The following is a 16204-nucleotide window of genomic DNA, read 5'->3' on the forward strand; positions in this document are numbered from 1 at the left end:
GTCCGGCCATGCCCGATACTCTGGCTCCGTCCGTCGCCGACGTGGTCGAACTCACGCGTGCCCTGGTACGCTGCGAAAGCGTGACGCCGCGCGAGGCGGGGGCGCTGCAGCTTCTCGAACGCATGCTCGCGCCGCTCGGCTTTCGCTGCGAACGCATGGATTTCAGCCAGGCCGGCACCGACGACGTGGCCAACCTCTATGCCCGCATCGGCAGCGGCGGAAAGCATTTCTGTTTCGCGGGCCATTCCGACGTGGTGCCGGTCGGCGACCTCTCGTCGTGGACGATCGGGCCTTTCGCGGCCGAGCTGTCCGGCGGCTATCTGTTCGGTCGCGGCGCGTCCGATATGAAGGGCGCGATCGCGGCCTTCACCGACGCGGCTGCCCGCTTCATCGCGCGGCGCGGCCGCGAGTTCGGCGGCTCGATCAGCCTGCTGATCACCGGCGACGAGGAGGGCCCGGCGGTCAACGGCACGGTCAAGATGCTGAAGCGCCTCGCCGAGCGCGGCGAGACGATCGATGCCTGCGTCGTCGGCGAGCCGACCTGTGCCCGCCGCTTCGGCGACATGATGAAGATCGGCCGCCGCGGCAGCATGACGGTCGACCTGAACGTGCGCGGCGTGCAGGGCCATGTCGCCTATCCCGAGCGGCTCGACAATCCGATCCATCGCCTGGCGACGCTGATCGAGGCACTGGTGCGCGAGCCGATCGACCGCGGCAGCACGCATTTCCAGCCGACCTCGCTGCAGTTCACGACCGTCGATGTCGGCAACCGGGCCACCAACATCGCGCCGGGCGTCGTCGCCGCGCGCTTCAACACGCGCTTCAACGATCTCTGGACCTCCAAGACCCTGCTTGCCCATCTGCAGGAACGGATCGAGCGCGCCAACGCAGCGCTCGGCGGGAACGGCATCGTCGAGTACGAGGTCGAGGTCTCCGGCGAATCCTTCTATACGCCGCCCGGCCCGCTGTCCGACCTCGTGGCCGGCGCCGTGCGCGACGTGGCCGGTATCGATCCGGAGCTCTCGACCACCGGCGGCACGTCCGATGCCCGCTTCATCCGCGCCTATTGCCCGGTGCTGGAGTTTGGCCTGGTGGGCGAGAGCATGCACAAGGTCGACGAGAAGAGCGCCGTTGCCGATCTCAGGACGCTGGCCCGCGTCTACGAGACGGTGCTCGACCGCTACTTCTCGACCTGATCCATCGTGTTCGCCAAAGGAGAAATTGCCCGCGGCACGCAGGGCGCGCTCCGCTTCCTGCAGCGTGACCCTTCGGCGCCGTTCTATTTCGAGAACACCGCCGAGGCCTGCCTGCGCTCGTTCCAGGTCATGCTGCTGGTGGCGCCGCTCTACATGATCTATGTGGTGATCTCCTATTCGAGTGTGGAGGTCGCCGCCGATCCCGGCGAGATCGCGCTGGTCGAAGGCCTGCGCTACGTCGTCGACTGGCTGCTCTATCCGGTCCTGTTCTACGAGATCGCGCGGCGCCGCCGCTGGCTCGATCGCTACCCGCGCTACATCGGCGCGCTCAACTGGATCAACCTGCCGGCGACAGCGGTGCTGCTGATCGACGCCGTCGTCGCCAATGTCGCGCCGTTGCCCTTTCCGACGATCTTCGACCTCGCGGTACTTGCGTTGCTGTTCTACTGGATGATCATCACGACGCGCATGATCCTCAGCGTGAACTGGCTCATCGCCGGCCTGCTTCTGGTCGTGAACTGGGTGCCGTCGTTCTTCCTGTCACTGATCGTCAGCCGCATGCTCGGCGTCGCTCCGGCGGTCAGCGGCTAGGTCGTCGTAGCGCACCTCCATCAGGCAGAGCCCGAGCGGCGGCGCCGTAGGACCGGCGCGCGTGCGATCGCGCGCCGCCAGTGCTCGCTCGACGTCGAGGCGGCTCCATTGACCGCGACCCACGAGCTGCAGCGTGCCGACCAGGATGCGCACCTGGTTGTGCAGGAACGAACGTGCACCGACCTCGATCGCGATCTCCTCGCCGTCGCGCCGCACGGCCAGCCGATCGAGCGTCTTGACCGACGAGGCGGCCTGACAGTTGACCGACCGGAAGCTGTTGAAGTCGTGCCGGCCGACAAGCACGGCTGCCGCCTCTTCCATGGCCTCGGTGTCGAGCGGCACGGGAACGTGCCAGACCTGGCCGCGATCGAGCGCGGGGGGCGAGCGGCGATTGAGGATGCGATAGCGGTAGCGCCGCCAGGTGGCGGAGAAGCGGGCGTGGAAGTCGGCCGCCGCGCGCTCGACCGCCGGCACCACGATCGGATGCGGCCTGAGGTGAAAGCAAAGCGCGCCGCGCACCGCCTCGACGGCCTGCTCGCGGGCGAGATCGAAATGCGCCACCTGCCCGCGTGCATGGACGCCGGCGTCGGTGCGGCCCGCGCCCTGCACATGGACGCGCTCGCCGGTGAAGGCGTACACGGCGTCTTCGAGAGCCGCCTGGATCGATGGACCGTTGTCCTGCCGCTGCCAACCGACGAAAGGAGCGCCATCGTACTCGACCGTGATCTTGTAGCGCGGCACGGCTCAGCCGGGCTTGGTCTGCGGCAGCGGCACGACGTTTGGCGACGGCAGCACCGTGCCGGCCGAAAGGGGAAAGCCGCGCAGGAACGCATCGGCCGCCTGTGCCGCCTTGCCCGGGCGCTGCAGCTTCAAAAGACGCAAGCCGCCATTGTTGCAGGCGACGACCGGAAAGCCGTCACGGCCGATACTCAGCGTGCCGGGAGCGCCGCTCGCGAGCGCGAGGCCGGCTTGCAGCACCTTGATCCGCTCGACGCCGCCCTCATGAGGGGCATCGAAGGAGGTGCCCGGCCAGGGAGCGAAGGCGCGCACCTTGCGCTCGAGCTCGGCCGCCGGGCGCCGCCAGTCGAGCAACCCTTCCTCCCTGGCGAGCTTGTGGGCGTAGGTGACGCCTTCCTCCGGCTGCGGAACGGGCTCGATCGTCTTGCGCATCAGGCCGTCGAGCGTGGAGACGATCAGCGTCGCTCCGAGCCGGGCGAGGCGGTCGTGCACCGTCTGCGCGGTATCGGCAGCCGAAATCGGCGTGCGCTCGGCGAGCAGCATGGGGCCGGTGTCGAGCCCCTCGTCCATGCGCATGGTGGTGACGCCGGTCTCGGCATCGCCGGCGAGCAGCGCGCGGTGGATCGGCGCTGCCCCGCGCCAGCGCGGCAGCAGCGAGCCGTGGATGTTGATGCAGCCGAGCACCGGCGCCTCGAGAAAGCTCCTGGGCAGGATATGGCCGTACGAGACGACTACCGCCGCATCGAGGTCGAGCGCCCGGAAGGCGGCCGCTTCCTCCTCGTTGCGCAATGTTTTCGGCGTGCGCACGGACAGCCGCAAGGCATCCGCCGTTTCATGCACCGGCGACCGGCGCTCCCGTTGTCCGCGGCCGGAGGGCTTGGGCGCGCGCGTATAGACGCAGACGACCTCGTGGCCTGCCTCGACCAACGCCTCGAGGGCCGGCACGGCGAAGGCCGATGTGCCGAGAAATGCGATCCTCATGCCGCATCTTATAGGCAGCCGCGCCCGGGTGAGCTAGGTATCGGCGGCAATGGATTCCGATACCCCCACGACTGGCAAGGGACCCGCCGCCAACCTTGCCGCCCGCCGCGTTGCGGGCCAGGTCCATTCCGATCCCGTGCAGGAGAAGGTCGTCGGGCGGCTGCAGTCGGTGCACGACGAGCTCGCTGCACGGGCATCGCCCGCGCCGCGCCGAGGGCTGCTCGCGCGGCTCGGTCTCGCGCGCGCGCAAACGTCGTCGGTGGGGCTGCGCGGGCTCTATGTCTGGGGACCGGTCGGCCGCGGCAAGTCGATGCTGATGGATCTCTTCTTCGCCGATGCGCCTGTCGCGAGGAAGCGTCGCGTGCATTTCCACGAGTTTATGCTGGAGGTGCATGAGCGTCTGCACCGCCGTCGCGAGGAGCTGGCGGCCAGGGGCGCGCCCCCGGAGGCCGACACCATCGTGCCGATCGCCAGGGAGATCGCGCGGCAGACGCGGCTCCTGTGCTTCGACGAGTTCCAGGTCACCAACATCGCCGACGCGATGATCCTGGGCCGCCTGTTCGAGACGCTGCTGGACGAGGGCGTGATAGTGATCGCGACATCCAACCGCGCGCCCGACGATCTCTACAGGAACGGCCTGCAGCGCGACCGCTTCCTGCCCTTCATCGAGCTGATCAAGAAGCGGCTGGAGATCCTCGAACTGGGCGGCGGGCAGGACTACCGCCTCGGCCGCATGCGCAAGCTCGAGCTCTATCTGACGCCGCTGGGCGCCTGGGCGACGGCGAAGCTCGACGAGACGTTCCGCGCCCTGACCGACGGCGCCGACGGCGAGCCGCGCGTGCTGCGCACCCAGGGCCGCGATGTGGAAGTGCCGCGCGCCGCGCCGGGCGTGGCCATGGCCCACTATATGGACTGGTGCGCCAGGCCGCTGGGCGCAGCCGACTTCCTCTGCATCGCCGACCACTTCCACACGGTGATCCTCGCCGAGATTCCCAGGATGGGACCGGAGAACCGCGACAAGGCGGCGCGGTTCGTGACCATGATCGACGCCTTCTACGAACGGAAGGTGAAGTTCATCTGCTCGGCCGCCGCCTGGCCGGACAAGCTCTATGTCGAGGGCGACGGCGCGTTCGAGTTCCAGCGTACCGTCTCACGGCTCATGGAGATGCAGAGTCCGGAGTACCTCGCACTCGACCATATCGAGGCGCAGTGATCCTCGCCGATTTGTGACTGTAGCGCGAGGAACGCGCGGTTCTAGGGTTCATGCTCCCGATCACGCTTCGAGAGGTTCGACATGGACGGCGACTGCATTTCATTCGATGACACGATTTCGCGCCGTGGTGCGCTCATGGGGACCGCCGCGTTCGGCGCCGCGTTCGCGTTGGCTGTCCAACCGGTCCGGGCGCAGACCATGATCGTGACTCCGTCCGACGGCCTGGCCGCGGGCGCGGTTTCGGTGAAGACGAAGGACGGCAAGGAGATGATGGCCTACCGCGCCATGCCGGCCTCGGGTTCGGGCTTCGCCACCATCCTCGTGACCCAGGAGATCTTCGGCGTGCACGCCCATATCGCCGATATCTGCCGGCGTTTCGCCAGGATCGGCTACTACGCCGTCGCGCCCGATCTCTACTTCCGCCAGGGCGATGCCACCAAGGTCAGCGACGTACAGACCCTGATCAGGGACTTCGTGTCCAGGACGCCGGATGAGCAGGTAATGGGCGACTTCGACTCGACCGTGGCCTTCGCCAAGGCGGAAGGCAAAGCCGACACGACAAAGCTCGGCATAACGGGCTTCTGCTGGGGCGGCCGCATCACCTGGCTGTACGACGCGCACAATCCCGCGATCAAGGCAGCGGTCGCCTGGTACGGACCGCTCGGCTCCCGGAGCCCCGCCAGGAATCCGATCGACGTCGTGGGGGAACTGCACGGCCCGGTTCTCGGCCTCTACGGTGGTGCCGACAGCAACATTCCGCAGGAAGCCGTCGAGAAAATGCGCGCCGCTCTCAGGGCGTCCGGCAATGCCGCCGCGACCAAGTCCGACATCCACGTCTATCCAGACACGCCGCACGCCTTCAATGCGGACTATCGTCCCTCCTATCGCAAGGAAGCGGCCGAGGACGGCTGGAAGCGTTGCCTCGCCTGGTTCAAGGCCAACGGTGTAGCATGACCGGATGGTCGAGACGATTGCACTGAAGACCCGTTCGGGATTCACCTTCACCGCCGATGTCGCCGGTCCGACCGGCGGCGCCCTCGTGCTGCTGCTGCACGGCTTTCCGGAATCGCGGCACAGTTGGCGCGCGGCGCTGCCGGCGCTGGCGGAAGCGAGCTATCGCGCCGCCGCGCCCGATCAGCGCGGCTATTCGCCCGCAGCGCGCCCCGATCCGAAGGATCTTTCCAGCTACGCCTTCGACAAGCTGATAGCCGACGCGATCGATATCGCCGATGCGGCCGGAGCGGAGGGCAAGCGGTTCCATCTGGTGGGCCACGACTGGGGCGGCCAGGTGTCATGGGGCGTGGCAGGCAGGCATCCCGATCGGCTCGCCTCGCTCACCATCCTGTCGCGGCCGCACCCGTCGTCGTTTCGCCGTGCGCTTCTCGAGGATGACGGCGACCAGAAGCACCGCTCGCGCCATCACCGCAAGTTCCTGGAGCCCGAGACCGGACCGATGCTCCTGGAAGAGAATGCGCGCCGCCTGCGGCGCAATCTCGCCACGCAAGGCGTGCCGGAGGCCGCGATCGAGGATCATCTCGGCGTGCTGGGAACTCCCGAGGCGCTCGAAGCGGCGCTGGCCTGGTATCGCGCCAACAAGGGCCTGGCGGCGGAGGTCGGCACCATCGAGGTGCCGACGCTCTATATCTGGGGCGACGCCGACGCCACGGTGGGACCCGAGGCGGCGCACGGCACCGGGGAGTTCGTTGCCGCCGCCTATGGCATGCAGGTCCTGCCGGGCGTCGGCCACTTCGTCATGGATCAGGCGCCGGCCAAGGCGGTCGATCTGCTGCTCGCTCATCTCGGCCGGCACCCCGTCTGATCATGCGGCCTTCAGAAGGCCGAGCTGCTGCAGCGCCGTGACGCCGTCGTCGAGGCCGATCTCCTCGGCGATCCTGCCGTCCCTGACGCGCAGCACGGTGGTCCCGGTGAAGTACATCTTCCGGCCCGACGCGGCGGGCAGCGATCCGATCAGGAAGTCGCTGAACGCCGGGCCCGTGTGCGTGCCGCCGCCCTTCCAGCGACCGACGACGTAGTCGTCCTCCGCGATCAGATCCGCGGCGCCCTCGAAATGCAGATCGGGGAAGGCCTCGCGGAAGCCGATCATGAATTGCTTCACGTCGTCGCGACCGCGCCGCGGCTCGTGCAGGGAATACTGCAGAAGGATATCCGGCGTTGCGAGCTCGTCGACGACGGCCGGGTTCCAGGGATTGCCCCAGAAATCTCTGAACCAGCGCCCGACGATGGCCTTGTTGTCCTGTTCCTTGGTCATGGCGACCTCCTTCGTGTTGCTGTCGAGACCATGGGTACCGCGACGACGTTTCGCGAAATATCCGGCGGCCGCGTCCTATTCGGAGCGAGTCCGGCGGCCGGCCGCAGGGGCCTCTGCCTTGCCGCTTCGGCAGAATCGCGCTACCACGCGCCGCCTTTGAAAAACGGAGATTTCGCATGGCTCGCAAGAAGATCGCGCTGATCGGCGCCGGACAAATCGGCGGCACCCTCGCTCTGCTGGCCGGCCAGAAGGACCTGGGCGACATCGTCCTGTTCGACATTCCCGACGCCGAGGGCATCGCCAAGGGCAAGGCGCTGGACATCGCGCAGCTTTCGCCCGTCGAGGGTTTTGATGCGAACTACTCCGGCTCGGCCAACTACAAGGACATCGCCGGCGCCGATGTGGTGATCGTGACGGCCGGCGTGCCGCGCAAGCCCGGCATGACGCGCGACGACCTGGTCGGCATCAACGCCAAGGTGATCAACGCCGTCGGCAAGGGCATCAAGGAGAATGCGCCCAACGCCTTCGTGATCGTGATCACCAACCCGCTCGATGCGATGGTCGGATTGATGCAGGAGGTCACGGGCTTCCCCGCCAAGCGCGTGGTCGGCATGGCCGGTGTCCTCGACTCGGCCCGCTTCCGCCTGTTCCTCGCCGAGGAGTTCAAGGTCTCGGTGCAGGACGTGACCGCCTTCGTGCTGGGCGGCCACGGCGACACCATGGTGCCGCTCGCCCGCTATTCCACGGTCGCCGGCATTCCGCTGCCCGATCTGGTGAAGATGGGTTGGACCACCCAGGAGCGGCTGGACAAGATCGTCCAGCGCACGCGCGACGGCGGGGCCGAGATCGTGGGCCTGCTCAAGACCGGCTCGGCCTTCTACGCGCCGGCAGCGTCGGCGATCTCGATGGCCGAGGCCTACCTCAAGGACAAGAAGCGTGTCATCCCGTGCGCGGCGATGCTGAACGGCGAGTACGGGGTCAAGGGTCTCTACATCGGCGTGCCGGTCGTGATCGGCAAGGATGGCGTGGAGAAGGTGGTCGAGGTGTCGTTCAACGCCGACGAGAAGGCGATGTTCGACAAGTCGGTTGCGGCGGTGAAGTCGCTCGTCGAGGCGACCAGGAAGATCGTCGCCGCGGCCTGATTTGCGCGCTCCGTGCATGTAGGCGCGCCGGCCGCAAAAGGATCATCAGTCGGTCGTTGCAAAGGCCCTGCGGCGCTCATAGAGTGCCGCAGGTATTGCTAAGTTGCGTTTTAAAACTTAGCTGTCGCAGCCGGTCCCGAACGACAGGACTCCATGAATATCCACGAATATCAGGCCAAGGCATTGTTGGCTAAATTCGCCGTCCCCCTGCTGAAAGGGGGCGTCGCGTACACCAAGGACGAGGCGATGGACGTCGCCCGGAAGCTGGGCAGCCCGGTAACGGTCGTGAAGGCGCAGATCCATGCCGGCGGCCGCGGGGCGGGACGGTTCAAGGACGATCCCAAGGGCAAGGGCGGCGTGCGGGTCGTGAAGTCGGTCGAGGAGGTAGGGGCCAACGCCGCGGCCATGCTGGGCCATGAGCTGGTCACCAAGCAGACCGGGCCGGCCGGCAAGACGGTGCGGCGGCTCTATATCGAGGAAGGCTGCGACATCAAGCGCGAGCTTTACCTTTCGCTGCTGGTGGATCGCGCCGTAGGCCGCATCGAGGTCGTCGCCTCTACCGAAGGTGGCATGGATATCGAGACGGTGGCCCACGATACGCCCGACAAGATCGTCAAGCAGGCGATCGATCCCGCCGCCGGCTACCAGGGCTATCACGGCCGCAAGATCGCCTTCGCGCTCGGCCTCACCGGCAAGCAGGTCAACAATTTCGTCAATCTGCTGGGCGGGCTCTACCGCGCCTTCGTGGAGCTCGACTGCTCGCTGATCGAGATCAATCCGATGGTGGTGACCGCTGCCGGCGGCGTGATCGCGCTCGACGCCAAGATCAACTTCGACGACAACGCGCTCTTTCGCCACAAGGAGCTGGAGGACCTGCGCGACACGGACGAGGAGGATCCGGCCGAGACCGAGGCGGCGAAATACGCGCTGAACTACGTCAAGCTCGACGGTGAGATCGGCTGCATGGTGAACGGGGCGGGCCTCGCCATGGCCACCATGGACATCATCAAGCTCTACGGATCGGCGCCTGCCAACTTCCTCGATGTCGGCGGCGGCGCCACCAAGGAGCGCGTGACGGCCGCCTTCAAGATCATCCTCAAGGACCCCAACGTCGAGGGCATCCTGGTGAATATCTTCGGCGGCATCATGCGCTGCGACGTGATCGCCGAGGGCGTGGTCGCCGCGGCGCGCGAGGTCAACCTGCACGTGCCGTTGGTGGTGCGGCTCGAGGGCACCAATGTCGATCTCGGCAAGAAGATCCTGAAGCAGTCGGGACTCAAGATCACGTCGGCGGAGAACCTCGCCGACGCGGCGCAAAAGATCGTCCAGGCGGTCAAGGAGTCGAACTGATGGCCGTCCTCGTCGACAAGAACACCAAGGTCATCTGCCAGGGCATCACGGGCAGCCAGGGGACGTTCCATTCCGAGCAGGCGATCGCCTACGGCACCAAGATGGTGGGCGGCGTGACGCCGGGCAAAGGCGGCACAACGCATCTCGACCTGCCGGTGTTCGACACCGTCGCCGAGGCGGTCGCCAAGACCGGCTGCACGGCCTCGGTCATCTACGTACCGCCGCCCTTCGCCGCCGATTCGATCCTCGAGGCGGTCGATGCGGAGGTCCCGCTCATCGTCTGCATCACCGAGGGCATCCCGGTGATCGACATGGTGAAGGTGAAGCGCGCGCTCGCCGGCTCGAAGTCGCGCCTGATCGGGCCCAACTGTCCCGGCGTCATCACCCCCGGCGAGTGCAAGATCGGCATCATGCCCGGGCACATCCACAAGCGCGGCAAGATCGGCATCATCTCGCGCTCGGGCACTCTTACTTACGAAGCGGTGGCGCAGACGACGGCGGCCGGTCTCGGCCAGACGACCTGCATCGGCATCGGCGGCGATCCGGTGAACGGCACCAATTTCGTCGAATGCCTGGAGATGCTGCTGCCCGATCCGGAGACCGAGGGCATCGTCATGATCGGCGAGATCGGTGGCGACGCCGAGGTCAAGGCGTCGGAGTTCATCAAGGCTTCCAGGACCAAAAAGCCGGTCGTGGGCTTCATCGCCGGGCGCACCGCGCCGCCGGGCCGCCGCATGGGCCATGCCGGCGCGGTGATTTCGGGCGGCCACGACACGGCGGAATTCAAGGTCGCGGCCATGCGTTCCGCGGGCATCAGGGTCGCCGATTCGCCGGCCGCGCTGGGCGAGGAAATGCTCAAGGCCATGAAGGGCTGATTATCTTCGTCAGCCTGAGCGAAGCGAAGGATCCTGGACATGGTGGGCTGCAGGACCGGCGTGAGGTCCTCCGCTGCGCTCAGGACGAGGATGAGGCGCTGAAGGAGCAAAGAGCCATGCAGGCAGAGCAGACATCGTTCCTGTTCGGTGCGAACGCGCCCTTCATCGAGGAGCTCTACGCGCGCTTCCTCGAGGATCCGGCCCGAGTCGATGCCGACTGGCGCACCTTCTTCGAGGCGCTGGCCGAGGAGCGGGGCGATGTGCTGGCCGAAGTGCGCGGCGCTTCCTGGGCGCCCAACGGGGCCCGCGTGATCGATGTTCCCGACTCCGAGATGCCGCGCGCGGCCGCCAACCTCAACATCAAGGGCGGCGACGGCGCGGCGGCGATGCCGTTCGCGGGCCAGGGCGAAGAGGCGATCCGCGCCGCCGCCTACGATACCTCGCGCGCGTTCCTGCTGATCCGCGCCTATCGCATCCGCGGCCATCTCGAGGCGGACCTCGATCCACTCGGCCTGGTGAAGCAGGCGCCTCATCGCGAGCTCGATCCGGCGACCTACGGCTTCGGCGACGGCGACTGGGATCGCCCGATCCTGATCTTCGGCGTGCTGGGCCTGGGCGACGCCGCAACGCTGCGCCAGATCATGGACCGGCTGCGCAAGACCTATTGCGGCAAGATCGGCGTCGAATACATGCACATCTCCGACCCCGACCAGAAGGCCTGGATCCAGGAACGCATCGAGCATGTCGAGAACCGCACCGACTTCACGCTCGAAGGCCGGCGCGCGATCCTGCAGCGGGTCGTCGACGCGGAAGGGCTCGAGAAGTATCTCGGCCTGAAGTTCGTCGGCACCAAGCGCTTCGGCCTCGATGGCGGCGAATCGCTCATTCCCGGCGTCGAGCAGATCCTGAAGCGCGGCGGCCAGCTCGGCGTGCGCGAGGTGGTGATCGGCATGCCCCATCGCGGCCGCCTCAACACGCTCGTGCACGTGATGCACAAGAGCTACACCGCGCTCTTCTCCGAATTCCAGGGGCGCCCCTCGTTGCCCGAGGAGATGCGCGGCTCGGGCGACGTCAAGTACCACCTCGGCGCCTCGGCCGACCGCGAGTTCGACGGCAACGTGATCCATCTGTCGCTGGCGCCCAACCCTTCGCACCTCGAGGCGGTCGACCCGGTGGTGCTGGGCAAGGCACGGGCCAAGCAGGACCAGCGCGGCGACGAGGAACGCAGCCAGGTGATGGCGATCCTGATGCATGGCGATGCAGCCTTCGCCGGCCAGGGACTGGTGGCGGAGAGCCTCGACCTCAGCGACCTCGCCGGCTACCGCATCGGCGGCGCCATTCATCTGGTGGTCAACAACCAGATCGGCTTCACCACGCTGCCGACCTCCTCGCGTTCGGGCCCCTATTGCACCGAGGTGGCCAAGATCGTGCAGGCGCCGATTCTGCACGTGAACGGCGACCATCCGGAAGCGGTGGTCCATGCCTGCCGCATCGCCACCGAGTTCCGCCAGCGCTTCAAGCGCGACATCGTGATCGACATGTTCTGCTATCGCCGCTACGGGCACAACGAGTCGGACGAGCCGATGTTCACCCAGCCGCTGATGTACAAGAAGATCGGCGGCCACAAGACGGTGAAGCAGGTCTACGCCGCGCAGCTCGAGGCCGAAGGGGTCGTGAGTGCGGCCGATGTCGCGGCGATGGACGCGGAGCTCAGGCAGAAGCTCGACAAGGCGCTGGAAGCGGCCGCCAACTACAAGCCCAACAAGGTCGACTGGCTGGAAGGCAAGTGGACCGGCTTCACCGTCGCGCCGGGCGAAGAGGACCGCAAGGGCATGACGGCGGTCGAGCTCGACCGGCTCGTCGCCGTCGGCAAGGCGATCTCCGAGCCGCCCCCGAACTTCGACCTCAACCGCAAGATCGTTCGTCTCCTGCACGAGAAGCGCAAGGCGATCGAGACCGGCAAGGACATCGACTGGGCGACCGGCGAGGCGCTGGCCTTCGGGACGCTGCTCGCCGAGGGCACGCCGGTGCGCCTCAGCGGCCAGGACTCGGCGCGCGGCACCTTCTCGCAGCGCCATTCGGAGCTGATCGATCAGACCACCGAGCGCAAGTACGTGCCGCTCAACAATCTCGGCGGCGAGCAGGCGCATTTCGAGGTCGTCGACAGCCCCTTGAGCGAGGCGGGTGTGCTGGGCTTCGAGTACGGCTATTCATCGGCCGAGCCCAACGCCCTGGTGCTGTGGGAGGCGCAGTTCGGCGACTTCGCCAACGGCGCGCAGGTCATCATCGACCAGTTCCTGTGCTCGGGCGAGAGCAAGTGGCTGCGCATGAACGGCCTCGTGATGCTGCTGCCGCACGGCTACGAAGGGCAGGGGCCCGAGCACAGCTCGGCGCGGCTGGAGCGCTATCTGCAGCTCTCGGCCGAGGACAACTGGCAGGTCGTCGTGCCGACCACGCCCGCCAACTATTTCCATGCGCTGAGGCGTCAGGTCCGGCGCCCTTTCCGCAAGCCGCTGATCGTCATGACGCCGAAGTCGCTGCTGCGCCATAAGGAGTGCGTCTCGACGCTGGCGGATTTCGGCCCCGGCTCGTCGTTCCGGCGCATCCTGATCGAGACCGAGACGCTGGCCGATCGCGAGAAGGTACGTCGCGTCATCCTGTGCAGCGGCAAGGTCTACTTCGACCTCTTGGCCGAGCGGCGCAAACGCAAGATCGACGACATCGCCATCCTGCGCGTCGAGCAGCTCTATCCGTTCCCGATCACGCGGCTGGGCGTGCGGCTCGCGCACTACCCCAACGCCGAGGTCGTGTGGTGCCAGGAGGAGCCCGAGAACATGGGCGCCTGGCACTTCGTCGACCGCCGCATCGAGCGCTCGCTCTCGGGTATCGATGTCAGAAGCAAGCGGCCGGTCTATATCGGCCGCCCCGAAGCGGCGTCGCCGGCGACCGGCGCGCTGCGCACGCATCTCAAGGAACAGGCCGATCTGGTCGATCGCGCGCTCACGGTCGGCTGACGCGCACGGTCGGCGACGAAGGAGGTTTTGAGTCATGGCCGTCGAGATCAAGGTCCCGGCGTTGGGTGAATCGGTCACCGAGGCGACCGTCGCCAAGTGGCTGGTCAAGGCGGGCGACGTGGTGGCGATCGATCAGCCGTTGTGCGAGCTCGAGACCGACAAGGTGACGGTCGAGGTCAATGCCACGGTGGCGGGCACCATGGCCGATCTCGCCGTGGCCGAGGGCGCCACGGTGCAGGTGGGCGGCGTGCTGTGCCATATCGAGGCCGGTGCCGGCGCCGCTGCTTCGTCCGCGTCCGCCGGTCCCGCGCCGGTGGCTGCGCCGCCGAAACCGGCGGCGGCCGTTCCGCCTGCGGTCCACACGGCTCCGGCGCCGGTCATGGCCGGCGTGGGGCCGGGCGCCAATCTCGCGGCCTCCGGGCCCGCCGCGCGCAAGCTCGCGGAAGAGAAGGAGGTGGCCGCGTCGGCGATCCAGCCCACCGGCAAGGACGGTCGCGCCACCAAGGCCGACGTGCTGGCCGCCCTGCAGTCCGTCCCGGCGCCGAGCGCCGCGCCTGCCGTCAAGCCGGCCGTGCCGGCCGGGCCGCGGCCGCGCGCCGACCGCGAGGAGCGCGTGCGCATGACGCGCCTGCGCCGCACCATCGCCAACCGGCTCAAGGAGGCGCAGAACACCGCCGCCATGCTCACCACCTTCAACGAGGTGGACATGACCAACGTCATGGCGTTGCGCGAGCGGCTGAAGGCGGATTTCGAGAAGAAGCACGGCGCGCGGCTCGGCTTCATGTCCTTCTTCGTCAAGGCCTGCATCGCCGGTCTCAAGGAGCTGCCGGCGGTCAACGCCGAGATCGAGGGCGACGAGCTCGTCTACAAGAACTACTACGACATCGGCGTCGCGGTCGGCACGCCCAACGGCCTCGTGGTGCCGGTGCTGCGCGATGCCGACGTGCTGGGCTTCGGCGAGATCGAGAAGGGCATCGCCGATCTCGGCCGCAAGGCGCGCGACGGCAAGCTGTCGATCGCCGACCTGACGGGCGGCACCTTCACCATCTCGAACGGCGGCGTCTACGGCTCGCTGATGTCGACGCCGATCCTGAACCCGCCGCAGTCCGGCATCCTCGGCATGCACAAGATCCAGCAGCGGCCGATGGTCGTGGGCGGCGAGATCAAGGTGCGGCCGATGATGTACCTGGCGCTGTCCTACGACCACCGCATCATCGACGGCCGCGAGGCCGTGCTGTTCTTGGTGCGCGTGAAGGAATGCATCGAGGATCCCGAGCGGCTGCTGCTGGGGGTTTGAGCGTTAGCGAAAACAGTGTCGTCCCGAGCGCAGCGAGGGATCTTTCGCCATCGGCAAGGATCCCTCGCTCGCTGCGCTCGGGATGACACCGAGTCTGGAGCGGCGATAGGCGATGGCAAACGAAACCTTTGATCTGGTGGTGATCGGCGCCGGGCCCGGCGGCTATGTGGCGGCGATCCGGGCGGCGCAGCTCGGCATGAAGGTCGCGGTGGTCGAGAAGCGCGCGACTTTCGGCGGAACCTGCCTGAACGTCGGATGCATCCCGTCCAAAGCGCTGCTGCAGTCGTCCCACCTCTTCGAGCAGGCGGGCCATGATCTCGCGGTTCACGGCATAGAGCTCGGCTTGCCCAGGCTCGACTTCGCGCAGCTCATGAAGCGCAAGAACGAGGTGGTCGACGCCACCACCAAGGGGGTCGCCTTCCTGTTCCGGAAGAACAGGATCACGGCCTTCCAGGGCACCGGCCGCATCGAGAAGGCGGGTTCGGTCGCCGTCCTGGGCGACGACGGCGCGGTCAAGGAGACGCTGTCGGCCAGGAACATCCTGATCGCCTCCGGCTCGGAATCGACGCCGCTGCCGGGCGTCACGATCGACGAGAAGAAGATCGTGTCCTCGACCGGCGCGCTCGAGCTTGCCGAGGTGCCCAGGCGCCTCGTGGTCGTGGGCGCCGGCATCATCGGCCTGGAGCTGGGCTCGGTCTGGCGCCGTCTCGGCTCGGATGTGACGGTGATCGAGTTCCTCGACCGCATCACACCCGGCGTCGACGACGAGGTGACCAAGCACTTCCATCGCATGCTCGCGAAGCAGGGCCTGAAGTTCAGGCTGGGCTCGAAGGTGACCAGGGCCGAGCCTTCGGCCGGCGGCATTGCGATCACCGTCGAGCCGGCCAAGGGCGGTGCACCCGAGACGCTCGAAGCCGACATCCTGCTGGTGTCGATCGGCCGGCGGCCGTACGTCGAGGGCCTGGGTCTCGACAAGGCGGGCGTCAAGCTCTCGTCGCGCGGCCGCATCGAGGTCGATGCGCATTTCCAGACCTCGGTGCCCGGCATCTATGCGATCGGCGATGCGATCGACGGACCGATGCTCGCCCACAAGGCAAGCGAGGACGGTATCGCCTGCGTCGAAACGCTGGCCGGCCAGAAGGGCCATGTGAACTGGGATCTCGTGCCCTCGGTCGTCTATACCCAGCCGGAGGTGGCCTGGGTCGGCAAGACCGAGGAGCAGCTCAAGGCGGAGGGCATCGCCTACAAGATCGGAAAGTATCCCTTCACGGCCGATCCGCGCAGCCGCGCCAACGGCGCCACCGAGGGCTTCGTGAAGGTGCTGGCCGACAAGGCGACCGACCAGGTGCTGGGCGTGCACGTCATCGGCGCCGAGGCCGGCACCATGATCGCCGAGGCAGTGATGGCGATGGAGTTCTCGGCCTCGGCCGAGGATATCGGCCGCGTCTGCCACGCCCATCCGACTGTGAACGAAGCGATGAAGGAGGCCGCCCTCGCGGCCTGGGACAGGCCGATCCACCTGTAGAGACGTTTGCCAT

Annotated in this window: 14 protein-coding genes; 11 read left to right on the forward strand and 3 right to left on the reverse strand. The window is 67.4% G+C overall.

Features of this window, described 5'->3' with window-relative positions:
- Positions 1-8: 8 nt before the first annotated feature.
- Positions 9-1196, forward strand: coding sequence for a succinyl-diaminopimelate desuccinylase (dapE, locus tag OJF58_RS14570; protein ID WP_300778418.1), 1188 nt, complete (start codon positions 9-11; stop codon positions 1194-1196).
- Positions 1197-1202: 6 nt separating this feature from the next.
- Entirely contained in the window at positions 1203-1787 is a 585-nt protein-coding gene (locus tag OJF58_RS14575) for a hypothetical protein (protein ID WP_300778419.1), read from the forward strand.
- Here OJF58_RS14575 and truA read toward each other — a convergent pair.
- Positions 1737-2528, reverse strand: a complete 792-nt coding sequence (gene truA, locus OJF58_RS14580) for a tRNA pseudouridine(38-40) synthase TruA (protein WP_300778420.1) — start codon at positions 2526-2528, stop codon at positions 1737-1739. The two genes, OJF58_RS14575 and truA, sit on opposite strands and share 51 nt — an antisense overlap.
- Positions 2529-2531: 3 nt before the next feature.
- Entirely contained in the window at positions 2532-3506 is a 975-nt protein-coding gene (gene fmt, locus OJF58_RS14585; RefSeq protein WP_300778421.1) for a methionyl-tRNA formyltransferase, read from the reverse strand.
- Between the two features lie 49 nt (positions 3507-3555).
- Here fmt and zapE point away from each other — a divergent pair, with 49 nt between their 5' ends.
- From zapE to OJF58_RS14600, 3 genes are all read left to right on the forward strand, one after another.
- The gene (zapE, locus tag OJF58_RS14590; protein WP_300778422.1) at positions 3556-4719 is read left to right on the forward strand and encodes a cell division protein ZapE; all 1164 of its coding nucleotides are present in this window, start codon (positions 3556-3558) and stop codon (positions 4717-4719) included.
- Positions 4720-4800: 81 nt separating this feature from the next.
- Positions 4801-5673: a dienelactone hydrolase family protein gene (locus OJF58_RS14595; protein WP_300778423.1), complete on the forward strand. Its 873-nt coding sequence runs from the start codon at positions 4801-4803 to the stop codon at positions 5671-5673.
- Between the two features lie 4 nt (positions 5674-5677).
- Positions 5678-6538 carry an alpha/beta hydrolase gene (locus OJF58_RS14600; RefSeq protein WP_300778424.1) on the forward strand — a complete coding sequence of 287 codons (861 nt, stop codon included), beginning with the start codon at positions 5678-5680 and terminating at the stop codon, positions 6536-6538.
- On the opposite strand, the gene OJF58_RS14605 is transcribed toward OJF58_RS14600, so the two are convergent.
- Complete coding sequence (locus tag OJF58_RS14605; RefSeq protein WP_300778425.1) at positions 6539-6988, reverse strand: ester cyclase; 450 nt, start codon at positions 6986-6988, stop codon at positions 6539-6541.
- A 176-nt stretch (positions 6989-7164) separates the two neighbouring features.
- Between OJF58_RS14605 and mdh the strand changes: the two genes are divergently transcribed.
- From mdh to lpdA, 6 genes are all read left to right on the forward strand, one after another.
- On the forward strand, positions 7165-8130 hold the full coding sequence (gene mdh, locus OJF58_RS14610) for a malate dehydrogenase (protein WP_300778426.1): 966 nt from the start codon (positions 7165-7167) through the stop codon (positions 8128-8130).
- A gap of 153 nt (positions 8131-8283) precedes the next feature.
- A complete protein-coding gene (sucC, locus tag OJF58_RS14615) occupies positions 8284-9480 on the forward strand; it encodes an ADP-forming succinate--CoA ligase subunit beta (protein ID WP_300778427.1) in 1197 nt (398 codons plus the stop codon).
- A complete protein-coding gene (sucD, locus tag OJF58_RS14620; protein WP_300778428.1) occupies positions 9480-10355 on the forward strand; it encodes a succinate--CoA ligase subunit alpha in 876 nt (291 codons plus the stop codon). The genes sucC and sucD overlap by 1 nt, the downstream gene beginning before the upstream one ends.
- Positions 10356-10471: 116 nt before the next feature.
- Positions 10472-13369 carry a 2-oxoglutarate dehydrogenase E1 component gene (locus OJF58_RS14625; RefSeq protein ID WP_300778429.1) on the forward strand — a complete coding sequence of 966 codons (2898 nt, stop codon included), beginning with the start codon at positions 10472-10474 and terminating at the stop codon, positions 13367-13369.
- A gap of 34 nt (positions 13370-13403) precedes the next feature.
- Complete coding sequence (odhB, locus tag OJF58_RS14630; protein ID WP_300778430.1) at positions 13404-14666, forward strand: 2-oxoglutarate dehydrogenase complex dihydrolipoyllysine-residue succinyltransferase; 1263 nt, start codon at positions 13404-13406, stop codon at positions 14664-14666.
- A 112-nt stretch (positions 14667-14778) separates the two neighbouring features.
- Positions 14779-16191, forward strand: a complete 1413-nt coding sequence (lpdA, locus tag OJF58_RS14635) for a dihydrolipoyl dehydrogenase (protein ID WP_300778431.1) — start codon at positions 14779-14781, stop codon at positions 16189-16191.
- The last annotated feature ends 13 nt before the right edge of the window (positions 16192-16204 follow it).

The sequence above is a fragment of the Enhydrobacter sp. genome (genome assembly GCF_030246845.1).
GTDB lineage: Bacteria > Pseudomonadota > Alphaproteobacteria > Reyranellales > Reyranellaceae > Reyranella.